The 17258-nt window shown below is 73.1% G+C and carries 17 protein-coding genes; 16 read left to right on the forward strand and 1 reads right to left on the reverse strand.

What is annotated here, in order from left to right; all coding sequences use genetic code 11:
- The first annotated feature begins 1 nt into the window (after position 1).
- The 14 genes from AB0L65_RS22770 to AB0L65_RS22835 all read left to right on the forward strand — a co-directional run bounded on the left by AB0L65_RS22770 (position 2) and on the right by AB0L65_RS22835 (position 15186).
- Positions 2–1327 carry an MFS transporter gene (locus AB0L65_RS22770; protein ID WP_364248480.1) on the forward strand — a complete coding sequence of 442 codons (1326 nt, stop codon included), beginning with the start codon at positions 2–4 and terminating at the stop codon, positions 1325–1327.
- Positions 1324–2142, forward strand: a complete 819-nt coding sequence (locus tag AB0L65_RS22775) for a S8 family serine peptidase (protein ID WP_364248482.1) — start codon at positions 1324–1326, stop codon at positions 2140–2142. The genes AB0L65_RS22770 and AB0L65_RS22775 overlap by 4 nt, the downstream gene beginning before the upstream one ends.
- A gap of 8 nt (positions 2143–2150) precedes the next feature.
- Positions 2151–2798 carry a GAF domain-containing protein gene (locus AB0L65_RS22780; RefSeq protein ID WP_364248484.1) on the forward strand — a complete coding sequence of 216 codons (648 nt, stop codon included), beginning with the start codon at positions 2151–2153 and terminating at the stop codon, positions 2796–2798.
- A gap of 7 nt (positions 2799–2805) precedes the next feature.
- The gene (locus AB0L65_RS22785) at positions 2806–3933 is read left to right on the forward strand and encodes a radical SAM protein (RefSeq protein WP_364248486.1); all 1128 of its coding nucleotides are present in this window, start codon (positions 2806–2808) and stop codon (positions 3931–3933) included.
- Positions 3921–4913 (forward strand): hypothetical protein, encoded by a 993-nt coding sequence (locus tag AB0L65_RS22790; RefSeq protein WP_364248488.1) that lies wholly within the window; start codon positions 3921–3923, stop codon positions 4911–4913. Before AB0L65_RS22785 ends, AB0L65_RS22790 begins: the two co-directional genes overlap by 13 nt.
- Positions 4903–5589, forward strand: a complete 687-nt coding sequence (locus tag AB0L65_RS22795; RefSeq protein ID WP_364248490.1) for an iron-containing redox enzyme family protein — start codon at positions 4903–4905, stop codon at positions 5587–5589. The genes AB0L65_RS22790 and AB0L65_RS22795 overlap by 11 nt, the downstream gene beginning before the upstream one ends.
- Positions 5586–5771 (forward strand): aroma-sacti cluster domain-containing protein, encoded by a 186-nt coding sequence (locus AB0L65_RS22800; protein WP_364248492.1) that lies wholly within the window; start codon positions 5586–5588, stop codon positions 5769–5771. The genes AB0L65_RS22795 and AB0L65_RS22800 overlap by 4 nt, the downstream gene beginning before the upstream one ends.
- Positions 5768–8761 (forward strand): adenylate/guanylate cyclase domain-containing protein, encoded by a 2994-nt coding sequence (locus tag AB0L65_RS22805; protein ID WP_364248494.1) that lies wholly within the window; start codon positions 5768–5770, stop codon positions 8759–8761. The genes AB0L65_RS22800 and AB0L65_RS22805 overlap by 4 nt, the downstream gene beginning before the upstream one ends.
- 186 nt (positions 8762–8947) lie before the next feature.
- Positions 8948–9163: a hypothetical protein gene (locus tag AB0L65_RS22810; RefSeq protein ID WP_355203530.1), complete on the forward strand. Its 216-nt coding sequence runs from the start codon at positions 8948–8950 to the stop codon at positions 9161–9163.
- Positions 9164–9236: 73 nt separating this feature from the next.
- Positions 9237–10493 (forward strand): pitrilysin family protein, encoded by a 1257-nt coding sequence (locus AB0L65_RS22815; protein ID WP_364248496.1) that lies wholly within the window; start codon positions 9237–9239, stop codon positions 10491–10493.
- Between the two features lie 10 nt (positions 10494–10503).
- Complete coding sequence (locus AB0L65_RS22820) at positions 10504–11883, forward strand: pitrilysin family protein (protein ID WP_364248498.1); 1380 nt, start codon at positions 10504–10506, stop codon at positions 11881–11883.
- On the forward strand, positions 11880–13217 hold the full coding sequence (locus tag AB0L65_RS22825) for a SagB family peptide dehydrogenase (RefSeq protein ID WP_364248500.1): 1338 nt from the start codon (positions 11880–11882) through the stop codon (positions 13215–13217). The genes AB0L65_RS22820 and AB0L65_RS22825 overlap by 4 nt, the downstream gene beginning before the upstream one ends.
- Positions 13214–14401: a M20 family metallopeptidase gene (locus AB0L65_RS22830; RefSeq protein WP_364248502.1), complete on the forward strand. Its 1188-nt coding sequence runs from the start codon at positions 13214–13216 to the stop codon at positions 14399–14401. The genes AB0L65_RS22825 and AB0L65_RS22830 overlap by 4 nt, the downstream gene beginning before the upstream one ends.
- 137 nt (positions 14402–14538) lie before the next feature.
- Entirely contained in the window at positions 14539–15186 is a 648-nt protein-coding gene (locus AB0L65_RS22835; protein ID WP_364248504.1) for a response regulator transcription factor, read from the forward strand.
- Positions 15187–15235: 49 nt separating this feature from the next.
- On the opposite strand, the gene AB0L65_RS22840 is transcribed toward AB0L65_RS22835, so the two are convergent.
- A complete protein-coding gene (locus tag AB0L65_RS22840) occupies positions 15236–16213 on the reverse strand; it encodes a radical SAM protein (RefSeq protein ID WP_350736340.1) in 978 nt (325 codons plus the stop codon).
- Positions 16214–16319: 106 nt separating this feature from the next.
- Here AB0L65_RS22840 and AB0L65_RS22845 point away from each other — a divergent pair, with 106 nt between their 5' ends.
- Entirely contained in the window at positions 16320–16643 is a 324-nt protein-coding gene (locus tag AB0L65_RS22845) for a multidrug efflux SMR transporter (RefSeq protein WP_364248506.1), read from the forward strand.
- Positions 16640–17239 (forward strand): TetR family transcriptional regulator, encoded by a 600-nt coding sequence (locus AB0L65_RS22850; RefSeq protein WP_364248508.1) that lies wholly within the window; start codon positions 16640–16642, stop codon positions 17237–17239. The genes AB0L65_RS22845 and AB0L65_RS22850 overlap by 4 nt, the downstream gene beginning before the upstream one ends.
- The last annotated feature ends 19 nt before the right edge of the window (positions 17240–17258 follow it).

Consider the following 17258-nt stretch of genomic DNA (forward strand, 5'->3'; position numbering starts at 1 on the left):
CATGATCGCCAACCCTGGCCGTGCGCTCCTGGTGTGTTTCGTCGGCTCCCGCGCCCTGTCGACCTTCGGCAGCTGGGCATCCGGCATGGTCGTGGTCATCTGGGTCAGGACCCTGACCGGACGCGACGACGCGGCCGCCCTGTCGATGCTGCTGTTCGCCCTGCCGACCCTCGCCTACCCTCTCATCGGCCAGCTGATCGACAGAATGGACCGGCTGGCCGCCCTCGCCGTGAGCCAGGCCGCCGGAGCGGCGATGATCTCGTGCTTCTTCCTCGTCGACGACCCCTCCGACATCTGGATCGTCTACGTCGTCCAGCTCCTGCAGGGCGTCAACGCCGGCCTGATCTCGGTGGCGGGCGACGCGCTGCTGCCCCAGCTCGCCCCGGCCGGCCGGCTGTCGTCGGTGAACGGGTGGCTGCAGTCGGCGATGCAGGCCGGCCGGCTCGCCGCCCCGGGGACCGGGGTGCTGATCTTCACGATGTCCGGCGGCATCACCGCCGTGATCGTCTTCGACATCGCCACGTTCCTCGTGTCCCTGGCACTGCTCGCCCCCCTCGCGCGGGCGGCGAGACACCGGCCGACGCGCTCGGAGCCCGAAAGCTACATCCAGTCCCTGCGGCGCGGCACCAGGCTCATCACCAGCCGGCCAGAACTGCGCACGGTCACCCTGCTCAACCTCGGGTGCGGCCTGGCGGCCGGGTTCCTGTCCAGCAGCTGGTTCGCGATGATCACCTCGGGGCTGGCCGCGTCACCGGACTTCGCCGGAGTCCTGGCCACCGGCCAGGCCATCGGCGGGATGCTCGGCGGCCCCCTGGGCACCTGGTTCGCCACCGCCCACCGGATCCGCGGCGCGGGCCTGTGCGTGACGGCCGCCTTCTGCGCGGTCGGCCCCGCCCTGCTGTCGGGTGTCGCGCCGCTGGCGGTGACGGGCATCGCGCTGGTCGGCCTGGGGACGTCGGTGCTCTTCGTGGTCTACGTCACGGTCGTGCAGAACGCCGTACCGGAACAGCTGCTGGGGCGCTCCTTCGCCACGCTCGACGCCTACACCAACCTCGCGCAGGTGGGCGGGCTGGCGATCGGCGCGCTCTGGCTGGGCGCCATGGGCTCCTTCCAGCCGATCGTCGTGGCGGCCATGGTGGTACTCGTCCCCGTGGCACTGATCCTCCTGCGCGAGGGCTCGGCACGCGGCGAGGCCGCCGAAGTCGTGGCGCACGCGCTACCCGCGCCCGCCTCGGCCCTGCGCGGCGCGCTGACGGTCGAGACGCCCGCGGTCGGCGGCCTGCACTACCGCCTGCGCGCCCACGACGGCGCCGGTCACCGGTCATGACCGGCACGGCGGCGCGCCCGCGCAGGACCATCCGCTTCGCCCACACCTCCACGGGAGCCACGGTGGACGCGCGCAGCCTGGTGCTGCCCGGCGCGATCTCGCGCCACTGGGCCTGGGGCGAGGCCACCGGCAGGAACGTACGCGTGTGCCTGATCGACAGCGGCGTCCGGGCCGAGGACGCCCGCGGCCGCGTCGACTGCTTCGCCGTACGGGAGAGCGGGACCTCCTGGACGGTCGAGCCGGACCAGGACGGCGACAGCGCGGGACACGGGACCACGTGCGCGGCGATCATCCGCCGGCTGGCGCCGGACTGCGACCTGGTCAGCGTCCGCGTCCTGGGACGCAACCTGCACGGCCAGGGCGAGGCACTGCTCGCGGCCCTGCAATGGGCCATCCGGCACCGCTTCGCCCTGGTCAACCTGAGCCTGTCCACCCGCAAACCGGCCTTCAAGGAACGGCTCCACGACCTGGCGGACGAGGCCTACTTCGCCGGGGTGACCCTGGTGTCGGCCGCGCACAACAGCCCGGTGGACAGCTACCCGTGGCGCTTCCCCTCCGTGCTGTCCGTGGGCTCCCACGATGCGCAGGACCCCGAGCACATCGAACTCAGCCCCGACCCGCCCGTCGAGTTCTTCGCCCCCGGAGTCGGCATCCCGGCGGCGGGACCGCCCGGCGCGAGGCTGACCGTATCCGGCAACAGCTTCGCCGCCCCCCACGTCACCGGACTGTGCGCGCGCATCCTGCAAAAACACCCGGGGTTCAGGACGGCGCAGCTCAAGCAGGTGCTGGCGGGCGCGGCAGGCAATCTCAGGTGAGGAGAGACGTGAGTTACGAGATCCCGGGCGCCCTGCGCCCCACGGTCGGCCGGCTCCTCGACCCGGCCACCCACGACGAGCTGCTGCGCTCGTCGGTACGGCTGGCCCGCCTCGCCTTCCGATCCGGCGCGGCCTCGGTGTTCCTGTACGACCGCCGGCGCGACGAGCTCGTCTTCGAGGCCTCCTCGGGCGCGGGCGAGGACCGGTTGCTGGGCGTGTCCGTCCCCTGCGACCAGGGCATCGTCGGGTGGGTCTGGAACACCGGAGAGACGATCATCGCGCACGATCTGCGGCGCGACCCGCGGTTCAACCGCGAGTTCGCCGAGAGCACCGGATTCGTGCCGAACGAGATCATGGCCGGCCCCCTGGACCTCGACGGCGATTCGATCGGCGTGCTGGAGGTGCTGGATCCCCGCCTGGACGGTTACGGCGACACCGCGGCGATCGAGCTGCTCACGGAGATCACCCGCCAGTCGTCGGCGGCGCTGTCCCTGCTGGTCGCGGCCCGATCCCTGGGACCGGGCCTGCGGGCGCAACAGGAGTCGGACCCGTTGCGGCGGCTGGACGCCGCGCTGGGCCGCCGGGACGGCAAGGGCCGCGAGGCCGCCGACGCCCTGGTCACCGCCCTGGCCGAGCTGCTGGGCGAGCGCGGGTAGGCACGGCATGCACCTGGCCGAGATAGCCGCACTGCGCGCGATCCCCGCCGCCGGGATCCAGCTGGCGCTCACGCAGCGTTGCCCCCTGTCGTGCGCTCACTGCTCGACCAACTCCTCGATGGGCGGGACGCAGTTCCCGGGCGGCCCCTTCCGACGGCTGGTGGAGTCGTTCACCCGCGACGACCATCCCGAGGTCATGCTGATGTCGGGCGGGGAACCGCTGCTGCGGGCGGGCCTCGTGGCCGAGCTCGCCGGACGGGCCAGGCAGGCCGGGACCCGCAGCTACGTCCTGTCGGGCATGTACTTCGCGCGATCCGGGCGAGGGCTGCCGGGGCCGATCCGGCGCGCGCTCGGCTCCGTCGACCACCTGGCGGCCAGCCTGGATGCCCACCACGAGCGCGAGGTGGCCAGGGCGGAGGTCTACCGCGCGGTCCACGCCGCGCTGGACCTCGTGCCCGCCGTGAGCTTCCAGCTCACCGGCGTCGACGACGACGACCCGTACCTGGCCGAGGCCGTCGCCGACATCAGGCGCGAGTTCGCCGACCGGGTGCCCGTCCTGGTCACCCATCTCCAGCCGACCGGCCGGGCCCGCGCCCTGGCCCGACCCTCCGCGCCTGTCGCTGGGCCTGCCGCTGCGCCTGTTGCCGGGCCGACCCCTGGGCCGACCCCTGGGCCCGCCCCTGGGCCCGCGCCTTGCGACTTCGCCACCTGGCCGCTGGTCGGCTACGACGGCACCGTGTACGGCTGCGCCCGCCAGAGCCTGCTCGAGCGGCATCGCCCCGCGCATCTGGTCCTGGGCCAGGCCGCGGACGGCTGGCCGGCGCTACGGGCCCGGCGCGAGGCCCGCGCCCTGCTGCGGATGGTCCGGGCGATCGGCCCCGAGCTGACCCAGCGGCGTTTCGGCTCCGGCGAGCGCGCCGGCGGCCCATGCGCGACGTGCATGGGCCTGTCCGAGGAGCCGGCAACGGCGGCGCGCGCGCAGCAGTACCTGGCCGGAGCGGCCGGCCAGGCCGTGGAGCGGATGGCCCGCGCCCTGGCCGAGGATCGTGACCCCTACCGCTTCGTGGCGCGATGGGGGTCGGCCCGCTACAGCCGCCTGGTCGCCCTGGGATCGGAGGACGCGTGCGCAGACTGACACTGGCCGACACCGAGCGGCTGCGCGCCACACCCGGCGCCAGCGCGCTGCTGTTCATCACCGACCGCTGCCCCGTCGGCTGCCGCCACTGCTCGGTCTCCGCCGAGGCCGACGGCGCCGGCATCACCGACTGGGAGCTGTTCGCCGAGATCGTGGCGGGGATCGCGGCCGTGCCCGAACTCCAGGCCGTCGCGATCTCCGGCGGCGAGCCGTTCGCCGAGCGGCGCGGGCTGTCGCACGCCGTCTCCGTCCTGCGCGACGCGGGCAAGGACGTCGTCGTCTTCACCAGCGGCTACTGGGCGCCGGCCCGGCCGGACTCCTGGATCACGCGGACCCTGCGCCAGGTGTCGACGGTCGTCCTGAGCACCGACCGCTTTCACCCGGTCGGCGCGGCACGGCCGGCCGCCGCCGCACAGGCGATCATCGACGCCGGCTGCCATCTCATCGTCCAGCTCCTCGCGGAGCCGGGCCCCGAGCCGGGCCCCGAGCCGGGCCTGCCCGGACCCCTTGCCGCCGTGGCCGGCGCCACCGCGGAGGTGAACGTCATCACGCCGCTGCGGCACGGACGCGGCGCCGGCGTCTTCCACCCCACGCCCCGCAGGCGGTGCGCGGACTTCGGCCGCTGCCCGCTCACCCGTTCTCCCACCATCCGCTACGACGGCACGGTCCTGGGCTGCTGCGGCGAGGCCGTCATCGCGGGCGGCGGACCCGCCGCGCTGCGCTCGTTCGCGGGTGAGCGCGGCCAGGTCGCCGCCGCGTTGCGCTCGTTGCGGGCCTCGCCCGTCCTGCAGATCGTCGGCGCGCACGGCCCCGGCGCGCTCGCCGCCCTCCCGCCGTTCGCCGAGCTGCGGGAAACGCGCTACCCCGACATCTGCCGCGCCTGCTGGGCCGCCCACGACAGCGCCGAGGCCGCGCCCGAGGCCCGGCGCATGGCCGTGGCGCTGGCCGCGACGATTCCCGAGGGGCGCCATGGCCGGTAGGACGACGACGGGCACCCGGCTGCGCGCGCTGCTCGACCTGCTCGCCCCCGGCCTGGCCCGGGCGAGCGGCCGGATGTTCTGCGGCGACCGCGTCCGGGAGGCGTATCTGTCCTGGCTGGAGGTCTCTTACAGCATGACGCGGGCGACCGTCCCGCTGCTGCGCGCCGCGCTGCAGGAGAGCGAGCGGCGCACGGACCCGGTGGCGCCCGCCCTCGCCTCCTACTACACCGCGCAGATCAAGGACGAATCAGGGCACAGCAGCTGGGTCATGTCCGACTACGCGGCAGCCGGCGGCACTCCCCGGAACCTGCGCGAACGCCTGGCCGCCCCCGCGGTCGCCCGGCTGGTGGGCGCGCAGTACTACTGGCTGCGCCACGAACACCCCATTGCGCTGCTCGGCCACATGGCCGTGCTGGAGTGGTATCCCCCTGCCGGCGAACTCGCCCGGTCGCTGGCCGGCCGCACCGGGCTGCCCGGCACGGCGTTCAGGACGATCACCGGCCACGCGCTCCTGGACGCCCACCACGGCGACCGGCTCGCCCGCCTCCTCGACACCGGCCCGATCAGCCGCCGTCAGGAGTCCCTGCTCACGCGCAGCGCGCTGACCTCCGTCCACGGCCTGGGCGACGTCGTCCGGGAGCTCGTAGCGCGCGCAGAAAGGAGCGACCGACCATGACCGGCCTGTCCCGCCTCGCCGAACTCGGCTTCGACCTGGAGCTGGCCACCCCCGAGCAGCGCGCGGTGCTGCAGTCGCTGTCGCAGGAGGAGATCGAACTGCTGGCCGACGTCAAGAGCCGGCTGGAGGAGGCGGCGGGCGACGTCGAGGGCCACATGGACGGTGGTGGGTTCTGCTGGTGAACACCACCCTTGCGCCCAGGAACGACGCCGTCTGCCGCCGCTGCGGCGCCACCGGCCCGCCCGCCGCCCGCTTCTGCATGGCCTGCGGCGTCGCGATCACGGCCACCCAGCCGGCGCAGGCACGCATCCGGCTGGTCACGGTCGTCTTCTGCGACGTCGAACGCTCGACCGAACTCGCCGTACGGCTCGGCGGCGAACTCTGGAACGACGTCCTGGAGGCGTACTTCACGGATGTCAGCCAGGCACTGCACGCCCGGGGCGGCCGCCTGGAGAAGTTCATCGGGGACGCCGTGGTCGGCGTCTTCGGCGCGGACGGCGAGCACGAGGACGACGCGGTGCGCGCCGTCCAGGCCGCGGGCGAGGCCCTGCGCCGGCTGGCCGCGCGGGCCAAGGCCCTGCGCCGCCGCGGCATCGAGCTGTCCGTACGCTTCGGCATCGCCTCCGGCAGAGTGCTCACCACCACCCGCTCGGCCTCCTTCGCCGTCGGGCCCGTCACCAACCGCGCCGCCCGGCTCCAGCAGTTCGCCCCGTCCGGCGGCGTCGTCCTCGACCTGAAGACCTGGCTGCTGGCCAGACAGGCCGTGCACTGCCGCCCCCTGGACCCCGTCGAGGCCAAGGGCTTCGCCCAGCCGCTGCGGTGCTGGCTGGTGGAGCAGGGCGGCGACGTCCAGCACGGCGGCCCCCCGGTCGGCCGGCCGGTCGACCAGCTGGTCAACCAGCGGCGCCTGATGGCCGACCTGACCACGAGGCTGGAGCGGGCGATGCGCGAGCCCGGCCTGTCGACGCTGGCCCTGGAGGGGGACATCGGCGTCGGCAAGACCAGGATCCTGCACCAGCTCGGCCTCGCCCTGGAAAGCCGCGGCCAGGTGCTGTTCGTCACCTGCAAACACGACGGCGACCGGCGCGGGCTGTGGCCGCTCCAGCAGCTCGACCACGAGCTGGCCCGGCTGAGCGGCGGGCAGGTCGGGCAGGTCGGGCCCGCCCGCGACGAACGGGCCGGCCGCTCGGCCGCGCACCGAAGCGCCGAGGAGCTGCGCTGGACGCTGCGCCGCCGCCTGGCCCGGCTGTCTCGCCGGCGCCCCGTGGTGGTGATCGTGGACGACTGCCACAAGGCGCTGGACCAGCTGGCCCAGCTCTGCGACGGGCCCGACGAGCCCGGTGGCGGCAGCGTCGTCCTCCTGCTGAGCGGGCGCGCGCTGCCCGCGCTCCCGATCCCCGAGGCCGACCGGCTGGCCGTGCCCCTGCTCGCGCCCGCCGAGTCCCGTACCCTGCTGGAGAGCCTGTCGGCCCGGTTGAGCCTGCCCGGGGCGCTGCCGCACGCCGATGAGATCGTCCTGCGCAGCGGCGGCAACCCCCTGTTCCTGGAGCAGCTCGCCGCCCTGACCGCCTCAGAGACCGGCTCGGAGACCGCCTCGGAGACCGGCTCCGACCGGCGCGACCTCATCGCGCCCAGCGCCGAGGCCGCGCTGGGCTCCCGGATCGACCGGCTCGGCCCCCAAGCGGTGCGGATCCTCGGCTGCGCGGGCGCCTGGGGCGGGCAGGTCGCCCTCACCGATCTCCTCGCCACCTGCGGGATGGCCGAGGCCGAGGTGGACGCCGCCCTGGCCCAGCTGGCCGAGGGCGGCCTGGAGCTCACGTCCGCCTTCGTGGGAGAGGTGGCCTACACGCGGCTGCGCCTGGCCGATCGGGCCCGCGTCCACGCCGGCATCGCCGAGCATCTGCGGCGGCGCGCGCTGCACCACCCCGGCGACATCGACTCCGCCGCGTTGCACGCCGAGCACGCCCACCGCGCCTGGCACGACCTCGCGCCGGGCGCCGCCGAGGACCGCTCGGCGGCCGCGCGGGCGGCGGGCTGCCTGTGCGCGGCCGCCCGCCTGGCGATCTCCCGCGCCGACGTCTCGCTCGGGCTGGAGCTGGCCGGGCGCGCCCGGCGGCTGCGCATCGCCGGCCCCGCCCTGGAGGCGGAGATCGGCGCCATCGAGACCTACGCCCTGGCGGCCTGCGGCCGCCCGGCCGAGGCCCTGGCCCGGATCAGGCGCACCCGCGCCCGCGTCCCCGCCAGGGCCAACCTCCCCGCAGCGGCCAACCTGCGCGCCAACGAGCTGGCCATCCTCTTCACCCGCGGCACGTGGGACGCCGAACTGCTGCGCCAGGCCCACCGCCTGGCCGAGCTGTCCGGCGACGCCGGGACCCGGGCCCGGCTCCTGCTGCTCGAAGCCCTGCGGGCCGCCCAGTCGGGCGACTACCGGGCCGCGGAGGCGAGCCTCAGAGTCGCCGAGTCCCAAGCCCGCCGGGCGGCCTACTGCTTCGGGGAGAGCGAGATCTTCGGCAACCTCGCGCTGTGCCTGGCCTACGGCGGCACGCCGGTCACGCAGGCGCTCGCCGAATGCGCCGACCTGCGCCGGCGCCTGGCCGAGACCCCGGTCCGCGACGCCGCGGTCGCCTGCCCCATGGCGTTCCTGCTCGCCATGCGCGGCCACGGCCGGCGGGCCGAGAGCCTGCTGGCCGAGGCGGAGTCCGTCTTCGCCGGCACCGGCCATCTCATCGGCAAGGCGGGCGCTTATGAGTTCCGCGGCATGGTCAGGGAGTTGCAAGACGACCTGCCCGGCGCGGCCGGCTGGCTGGATCGGGCGGCGGCGCTGTATCGCGAGATGGGCCTGGCCGCCGCGGCCGAGCGCTGCCGCATGAAGAGCGCACTGGCCACCGGGGTGGCCCCCAAGGCCCCCCTGCGGCCCGGTCCCCGTGCGCCCTGGGACATGCGTGCCCTGGCCCACCAGGTGGCCGCGTTGCGGCAGCACCGGCTGGGACACGTGGAGGCCGCGCGCGAGCACCTGGCCGCCGCGCTCCACGAGATCGAAGGCGTCAGGGGAGAGGGGGCCGTCATCATCGCGCTGCGCTCGTGCCTGCGCCTGTCGGCGTCGATCGGGCCCGAGGCGGACACGACACGCATCGGGGCCGCGCTCACGGAGGCGGAAAAAAGAAAGACCTGACAACCGGCAAAACGAAAAACAAATCCGCCGGCCACGGCCGGCGGCGCATATTCCCATGCAAATTAAATGACAATTACCTGGCCTCAAAATAATTGCAAAACAAATCTCGACCGGCCCATCCGGTCATGTTAATCTCAATATAAGAAGCCGAAGACGGTCGGCTGACTTACCACATCAGGAGGACGCGTGACTTCCGAAACCCTGGCCACCGAAGAAGCCGCCGCTTCCATTCCGGCGGACGACCTGGCCACCGCCATCCGCGTGGGCAAAACCCTCGGCGCCGCCCGCGACCGCGTCAACGCCGACGTCGAGGGCCACTCCGACGTGGACCTGTTCGAGGAGGGCGAAGAGGTCTCGGGCCGCTTCGGGCCGACCAACAGCGGCTGCTTCTGCTGCGCCTGAAACGCCGTAACCGAAAAACGTGTGCGGCCCTCCTCCCGGAGGGCCGCACACGGCCTGCGAGGAGCACAGAGGCATGCGCGACAGGTGCACGGAACTCGAACTCGACAACGGAGTGCGGGCGATCCTCGCCGAGGACCGCACGATGCCCGTGGTCACCGTGGCCGTCCGCTACGGCGCCGGCGCACGGCACGAGAGCCACTCCGGCCAGGCCCACCTCCTGGAACACCTCATGTTCCAGGGCTCACGCCAAGTCGCCCCCGGAGAACACGTCCGCCTGGTCGAATCCCTCGGCGGCCGGACCGACGCCCGAACGTCCATGGACTGCACCTATTACGCGCAAACCCTCCCCAGAGATGGGCTGGAACTGGCCCTGTGGCTGGAGGGCGAACGCATGGGCACCTTTCTCGACACAGCCGGACAGGACCGCCTCGACGCGCAACGAAAAGTCGTCGTGAACGAGCGGCTCGAAACAATCGACAACATCCCGTACGGCACCGCCGAAGAACTCCTGCTGGCCCACCTGTTTCCCCCCGGACACCCTTACCACCACCATCCGATAGGAACCCGGAACGGCATCGAAACCGTCTCGCTCGACGACCTCACCGCCTTTTTCGCGCGCTTCTACACCCCCCGCAACGCGGTCGTCGCAGTGGTCGGCGATTTCCCTACGACCGCAGCCGCGACATGGGCAAAAAAATATCTGGGACAGATCCCCGCCGCCACCCCACCACCCCCGCCCCCACCCGAACCCGCGATATCCGCGACCGGCGGCCGGCGCCTGGACGTCACCGGCCGCATCCCGTGCAAACTCTTCCTCGGCCACCGCCTCGCCCCCGCCGGCACACCCGCCTTCGACGCCGCCCGCCTCACCTCCGTGATGCTCGGCCACGGCCGGGGCGGCCCGCTGTGGCGCAGGCTCGCCCACGCCCGCGACCTCGTCACCGACCTGCGATTCCGGCTGACACCGCTCGTGGGCGGCGCCTCCCTGGGCATCGCCGAGATCACCCCCCGCCCGGGCGTCACGCCGGCCGCAGTGGAGGAGGCCTACCAGGAAGAGCTCACCGCCTTCGCCTCCGACGGCTGCACCGACACCGACCTGCGCTGGGCGACGACCCGGCTGGAGTCAGGCTGGGCCGCCCGCCTGGAGACCACCGGCGGCCGAGCCGAGGAGCTCACCTGGCACGCCCTCCTGACCGGCACCGCGGCCCACACCGGCCAGATCCTGCCCCGGTTACGCGAGGTCACGGCGGCCGACGTGCGACGATGCGCCGCCGCATGGGCCGACCCGGCCGAGCGGGTGGTGCTCACGTACCAGACCCGATCCCCCTAGAAGAGGGCCCATGACAGGAACCAGCCCGCCCCGGCCGCCGCTACCGAAGGCACAGGACGGCGGCCTGCCGGCGGCCCACAGCACCGCGCTCGACACCGGACTGCGCACCACGTACGTCGACCTGCCCGGCCGCGACGTGGCCGCCGTGCAACTCGTCTTCGCCGGCGGCGGAGCGCACGACCCACCCGGACTCCAGGGCCTGTCGCACGTCCTGGCCCACACTCTCATCCTCGCCTCCGCGACGCGCGGCCAGGAGGAGTTCGCGCTCGCCGTGGAGGGCATGGGAGCCACCTTCACCGCCGGCTGCGACCCCGACGGCGCCCACATCGACGTCGTCGCCCCCGCCACGTGCCTCGTCCCGGCGCTGCGCCTGCTGGCCGAGGCCGTCACCCGGCCCGCCCTCGACGCCCGGCCGATCCGGCAGGTCGTGGACCGGCACCTCGTCGAGATCCGGCGGGCCGCCGCCGACCCGCACCACCGGGCCGCGCAACTGTTCGCGGCCGCCGTCCACCCCGGCCGCGGCCACGGCCGGCCCGCCGGCGGGACGACGGAGTCGATCAACCGGCTGCGGCCACAGCACCTCCAGGAGTTCTACGACCACAGGATCGGCCCCCAACACGCCCACCTGATCGTCGTAGGCGACCTGTCGGCCACCCGCATCCGCCAACAGGTCGAACAGACGTTCGGCGCGTGGCGGAAACCGAGCCACCCCCCGCCCCCTCTCACCCCCGCCGCGGCCGGAGCCGGACGATGCCTCATCACGCACCTGCCCGGCGCGAAACAGGCCGCCCTGATCCTCGGCCGGACCGGCCCCGCACTACCGCTCGGCCCCCGCGCGGGCCTGGAGATCGCCGTTCACGCGCTCGGCGGCTGGTTCGGATCGCGGATCAACCGGGTACTGCGCGAGGAACGCGGCCACGCCTACGGCGTCCAGGGCTGGCTCGTCTCACGCCCGGCGGCGCGCGGCCGGCACCAGTGCACCCTCCAGCTCCGGGCCGCCACAGCCAACCCGGACCTCGGCCACACGGCCCGCGAACTGATCGACACGGCAGCCGCGGCAGCCGGCGGCGACCTCACGCCCGCGGACCTGCGCTCGGCCGCCGACCACCTGATCGGCGTGCAGGGCGTCCGCTGGGAAGCGGCACGCCACCTGACCGAGGCCTACGCCCACCTCGTCAGAAAGGGCTACCCGCCAGGGTTCCTGCAGCGCCGGACCACCGCCATCGCCGCCGCCATCGGCCCTGCCCGGCCCGGCATCGCCACCTTCGACCCGCAACACCTGCGACCGGAGCGCCTCACCCTGGCAGTGGCCGGAGACGCCGACATCATCCACCCCGCACTGTCCGCCGTCGGGCTGGCCCCGGAGACCATCGAAGGGAACCCGCCATGACACAGGCGGCGTTCCGCCGAACCTTGCGCCTGCTTCCGCACGTCCGCGCCCTGGTCGCCGACGGCCGGCTGCACGTGGTCACACAACTGCGCACCGCGTCCCTGGGCCCGGCCGCCCCGGACAAGCGCGCACTGCTGCGCCACCTGAGCGCCGGCCTGCCCGACCGCGAAACCCACGACGACCTCGTCCAGCAGCTTCTGCGCCAGGGCTGGCTCTCGATCACCGTCGAGCAGCGGGGACACCCCCTCTACACGCTGCGACCCCACCGGCCACCGCCGGCCCCGCCCCCGCAACAGCCCGCGGCGAAACTCTGCCTGTCGAGGTTCGCCCTCATCACGAAACAGAACGCGACCATGGTCGTGGACTCCCCGCGATCCTGGTGCGCCCTGCTCGTCCACGACCCCCAGACGCTCGCCACGCTGGCCGGGCTCCCCGCCAACCAGGACGACGTCCCGGACCACCTGCTGAAAGATCTGGTCTGGGCCCGCCTCGCGGTCCCGCACGGACAAGAGGAGGAGGACTTCCGGCTACGCCAATGGAGCCCCCACGAGCTGTGGTTCCACGCGCGCAGCCGGACGGTCCGCGACACCCCCTTCGGAGTCACCTGGTGGGCGCGGGAACGTTTCGCGCCCCTGCCCGCCCGCCACGACCCCTTCCCCGGACCCCAGGTCGACCTCCACGCCCCCGACCTCGCACGACTGCGCCGCGACGACCCCACCGTCACGACCGTCCTCGAAGACCGGCGATCCATCCGCGACCACGACGAGACCCGGCCCCTCACAGCCGCGCAACTCGGCGAGTTCCTCTACCGATGCGGCCGCGACACCGGCGCCTACCTGCGCGACGCCGTCGAGCACGTCCGCCGCCCCCACCCCAGCGGAGGAGCCTCCCACGAACTCGAGATCTACCCGCTCATCCGCCACGCCGACGGCCTCGACCAGGGCCTGTACCACTACGACCCGGCCACGCACCGGCTCGAACAGGTAGCACCCATGACGGCCGCGGTACGCCGCCTGCTCCAGGTGACCGCCGCCTGCGCCCGCACCACCACCCCACCCCAGGTCCTGCTCGTCATCGCGGCACGCTTCGGCCGGGTCATGTGGAAATACCAGGAGATGGCCTACGCGCTCATCCTCAAAGACGTCGGCGTCCTGACCCAGACCATGTACACCGTGGCCACCGCGATGGGCCTGGCCCCATGCGCCATCGGGGGAGCGGGCGCGACCGAGTTCGCCGACGCCACCGGCCTCGACCCGATGACCGAAAGCAGCCTCGGCGAATTCACCCTCGGCACCCGCCGCCCCGACCACCCGGGGGAGAGGCCCACACCGTGACCATCGCAGACGACGCCCGCACCCTCCACGAACACCTCCAACGGCTCCGGCACGACCTGCACACAGAGCCGGAGATCGGACTGACGCTCACCCGCACCCAGCACAAACTCCTCCAAGCCCTGCACGACCTGCCGCTGGAGATCAGCACCGGCAACAAAGCCACCTCGATCACCGCGGTGCTACGCGGCGCCCGGCCCGGCCCGACCGTACTGCTGCGCGCCGACATGGACGCACTCGCGCTCCACGAACACGGCGACACCGGCCGGACCTCACGCTTCCCCGGCCGGATGCACGCCTGCGGCCACGACATGCACGCCACAATGCTGGCCGGAGCCGCACGACTGCTCAGCGACCGCCGCCACACCCTCCACGGCAACGTCATCTTCATGTTCCAGCCGGGGGAGGAGGGCCACGCGGGCGCCAGAATCATGATCGAGGAGGGCGTGCTCGACGCCGCCGGCACCCGCCCGGCCGCCGCCTACAGCCTGCACGTGGTCTCCGCCGGCATCCCGCGCGGCGTCTTCGTCACCAGGGCCGGATGCGTCATGGCCGGCCGCACCGTGCTCACGGTCACCGTACGCGGCGCCGGCGGACACCCAGCCCTGCCCCACCTCGCCAAGGACCCGCTGCCGGCCGCCTGCCGGATGGTCACCGCGCTGAGCACCATACGCCTGCCGCACCAGGACCCGGTCACCGTCTCGGCCGCCGACTTCCACGCGGGCACCACCCACAACGTCATAGCGGACCAGGCCCGCTTCTCCGTCACGATCCGGTCGCCGGCACCGCGCCTGCAGCGCCAGGCCCAGGACCGCGCCGTACGGCTGCTGCGCGACATCGCCGCCGCCCACGACCTGGCCGTGGACATCGACACCGCCTCCGCCTACCCACCCACCGTCAACGCCGAACACGAGACCGCGTTCGTCCACACGGTGGCCCGCGACCTCTACGGCCAGGAGCGCACCGCACTCGCCGCCCAGCCCTCCATGGCCGCCGAGGACTTCTCCTTCGTGCTCGAAGAGATCCCCGGCGCGGTCGCGGTGCTCGGCGCCTGCCCCGCCGACCGCGACCCCGGCCGAGCCCCCGCCAACCACTCCTCGTACGCCGCCTTCGACGACGCCGTGCTGACGGACGGCGCCGCCATGTACGCCGAACTGGCCGCCCGCCGCACGGCGTTACCCACCTGAAAACCCACACCGCCCGGCGCCGCCCGATGAGAACGCCGTGAAAACGAGGTGTGATCGACCGCTGACATATTCGCCCCGACGGGCACTCCAACCCTCCGACGGGCGGACCGACGATGAGGCCAGGCAGAGTCCTACTCGTGAACGACAACCTGCTGGCGCGCAGCGGACTGCGATCGATCCTCTCCCAGCAGTCCGACCTCCAGGTCGTGGGCGAGGCCGACAACCTCACCCAGGCCGGCCGGATCTTCGTCCAGGCCAGACCCGACCTGTTCGTCGTGGACTCCCCGTCGGTCACCACCCAGACCCTGGACACCGTCCGGTTCATGACCGAGCGGCCCTCGCGCGTGCCGGTCCTCATCGTCACCGCCGACCCCGCCGGCCTCCAACTGGACCTGCTCCGGCTCGGCTGCTACACCCTGCCCCAACGGCAGCTCACCGCCACCGAACTGATCGCCGCCGTGCGCCTGATCATCGCGGGTTACGCCATCGTGGACCGCCGCAACGCGGGATACCTGGCGAGCGCGTTCACACCCCGCCACGACGACGACGTCGAAGCGCACACGGCCCAGACCCTCACCAGACGCGAGCAGGAAATCACCGGCCTCATCGCCCAAGGACTGTCGAACACCGACATCGCCGATGTCCTGGGCATCGCCCACTCGACCGTCAAGGGCCACGTGAAAGAGATCTTCCGCAAGCTCGGCCTGCGCAACAGAGTCCAGGCCGCCCTCTACCACCGCACCCACATCAGCGGCGATCCGACCAACCGGCCCACCCGGACGTAACCACGCGCGCCCCCCGCGCCCGCAGCCGCCCGCCTCCCGGACGCCCGCCTCACACCAGGGCCAGCTGCGCCGCCCGCGGCCGCCGCGGCCCCGCCTCCGGCGCCCCGCACCCCATCCCGTACATCTGGCACAACTGCGCGATCTGCCCCGTGATCCGCCGCTCATAATCCGGCGAAGGCATCCCCGCCCGGTCGTACAGCTCCTCATAACGCTCCACCAGCTGCGGATGCGCCCCCGCCAGCCACTCCCCATACCACGAGCGCGTCCCCGGCGGCAGCCGCAACACCACCGGCTCCACCGCCCGCGCCCCCGCCGCCGCGATCCGCCGCACCGTGGCACCCAGCTGATCGGCCGCGTCACTGAGCAACGGCAGCACCGGCGCCATCAGCACCCGGCACTCCACCCCGGCCTCCACCAGCGCCGACACCAGCTCCAGCCGCGCCTGCGCGGTCGGCGCCCCCGGCTCCACCGCCCGCCGGATCCGCTCGTCCACGAACGCGATCGACACCGCCACCCGCGCCCCGGCCCGCGCCAGCAACCCCGCATCACGCAACACCAGCGCGCTCTTGGTGTAAACGGTGAACGGCACCGCCGCCTGCGACAGCGCCCCGATCACCCCCGGCATCAGCCGATACGTCTCCTCGGCCGCCTGATAACAGTCACCGCTGACCCCCACCGCCAGCTCCTGACCGTCCCAGCGCACCAGCTCCGCCCGCAACCTGGCCACCGCGTTCGGCTTGACCACGATCCGCGTGTCGAAATCACGCCCCGCGTCCAGCCCCAGCCGCCCATGACCCGCCCGGGCACCGCAACCGCGGCAGGCATGCGCGCACCCACGATAGGGGGACAGGGCCCACTGCTGGGCGATGCCCGCGGTCTGCGGCACCCGCTCGATCATCGTGCGGGCCTGCAACTCGTAGAAACCGTCACGCACCACCGCACGCCGCTCGATCAGCGGACGCTCATCAGCGGCCTCGTCGACAAGCGCAAGCGCGTCCCAACCCACACCGACCAATGGAACACGCATTCGACAGCCTTTTCAAGCTGTTCCGGCAACCACACCGCCCCCGGACCGGATCCGGCCCCCCGGCTAAACTGGCACGAACGTACCACTTTGCGTCTGGGGGACCCCCATGCCCTGGCTCCTGCTCGCCCTCGCCATCACCACAGAAGTCCTGGCCACCACCGCACTCAAACTCAGCAACGGCCTCACCCACCCCGGCTGGACCATCGCCGTCGCCGCCGGCTACATCACCTCCTTCACCCTCCTGTCCCAAGCACTCAAACTCCACCTCGACATGGGCACCGCCTACGCCATCTGGTCCGGCGCCGGCACCGCCGCCATCGCCCTCATCGGCGCCGCCTTCATGGGAGAGACCCTCACCCCAACCAAGATCGGCGGTATCCTCCTCATCATCGGCGGCGTCGTCATCCTCAACCTCGCAGGTGGCCATTGAACCCGGACCAGAACCCCACCCAAGCAGGGGAGCGGCCCCAACCGCACCCGCCCACCCAAGCACGCGGACGCCGCCGCCGCGCCACCCTCCTGGCCTCCGCCGTCCACCTCCTCACCCAAGGCGGCTTCGCCGCCGTCACCCACCGAGCCGTCGCCCACCACGCCAACCTCCCCCTCGCCGCCACCACCTACTACTTCGCCTCCCGCGACCAACTCCTCGCCGAAGCCTTCGCCCAACTCGTCGAAACCGAACTCACCACCACCCGCACCTGGATCACCGACCACGGCCTCACCGCCCTCACCGACCAGATCGCCACCGCCGACCGCACCCGCCAACTCGGCCTCTGGGAGCTCTACGTCCACGCCGGCCGCGACCCCGTCCTCCAGCAGATCGCCCGCCGCTGGGCCGACGGCTGCATCCGCATCATCGCCGACACCCTCCACCTGTCCGAGACCGACACCCGCGTCCGCCTCCTCTACACCACCCTCAGCGCCCTCTGGCTCGAGCAAGTCGTCGAACAACGCCCCCTCGACGAAGCCCGCACCCTCCTCGCCCTCGCCGTCAAAACCGCCGAAAACGCATTGCCGCCCCCCTGACCCCTCCCTACACTTCCTC

This window comes from Nonomuraea sp. NPDC052116 (assembly GCF_040680035.1).
GTDB lineage: Bacteria > Actinomycetota > Actinomycetes > Streptosporangiales > Streptosporangiaceae > Nonomuraea > Nonomuraea angiospora_A.

Excerpts from the sequence above, each read along its gene's own strand:
- AB0L65_RS22770 (WP_364248480.1), top strand. The coding sequence starts at position 2 with ATGATCGCCAACCCTGGCCGTGCGCTCCTGGTGTGTTTCGTCGGCTCC.
- AB0L65_RS22775 (WP_364248482.1), top strand. The coding sequence starts at position 1,324 with ATGACCGGCACGGCGGCGCGCCCGCGCAGGACCATCCGCTTCGCCCAC.
- AB0L65_RS22785 (WP_364248486.1), top strand. The coding sequence starts at position 2,806 with ATGCACCTGGCCGAGATAGCCGCACTGCGCGCGATCCCCGCCGCCGGG.
- AB0L65_RS22795 (WP_364248490.1), top strand. The coding sequence starts at position 4,903 with ATGGCCGGTAGGACGACGACGGGCACCCGGCTGCGCGCGCTGCTCGAC.
- AB0L65_RS22800 (WP_364248492.1), top strand. The coding sequence starts at position 5,586 with ATGACCGGCCTGTCCCGCCTCGCCGAACTCGGCTTCGACCTGGAGCTG.
- AB0L65_RS22815 (WP_364248496.1), top strand. The coding sequence starts at position 9,237 with ATGCGCGACAGGTGCACGGAACTCGAACTCGACAACGGAGTGCGGGCG.
- AB0L65_RS22820 (WP_364248498.1), top strand. The coding sequence starts at position 10,504 with ATGACAGGAACCAGCCCGCCCCGGCCGCCGCTACCGAAGGCACAGGAC.
- AB0L65_RS22825 (WP_364248500.1), top strand. The coding sequence starts at position 11,880 with ATGACACAGGCGGCGTTCCGCCGAACCTTGCGCCTGCTTCCGCACGTC.
- AB0L65_RS22840 (WP_350736340.1), bottom strand. The coding sequence starts at position 16,213 with ATGCGTGTTCCATTGGTCGGTGTGGGTTGGGACGCGCTTGCGCTTGTC.
- AB0L65_RS22845 (WP_364248506.1), top strand. The coding sequence starts at position 16,320 with ATGCCCTGGCTCCTGCTCGCCCTCGCCATCACCACAGAAGTCCTGGCC.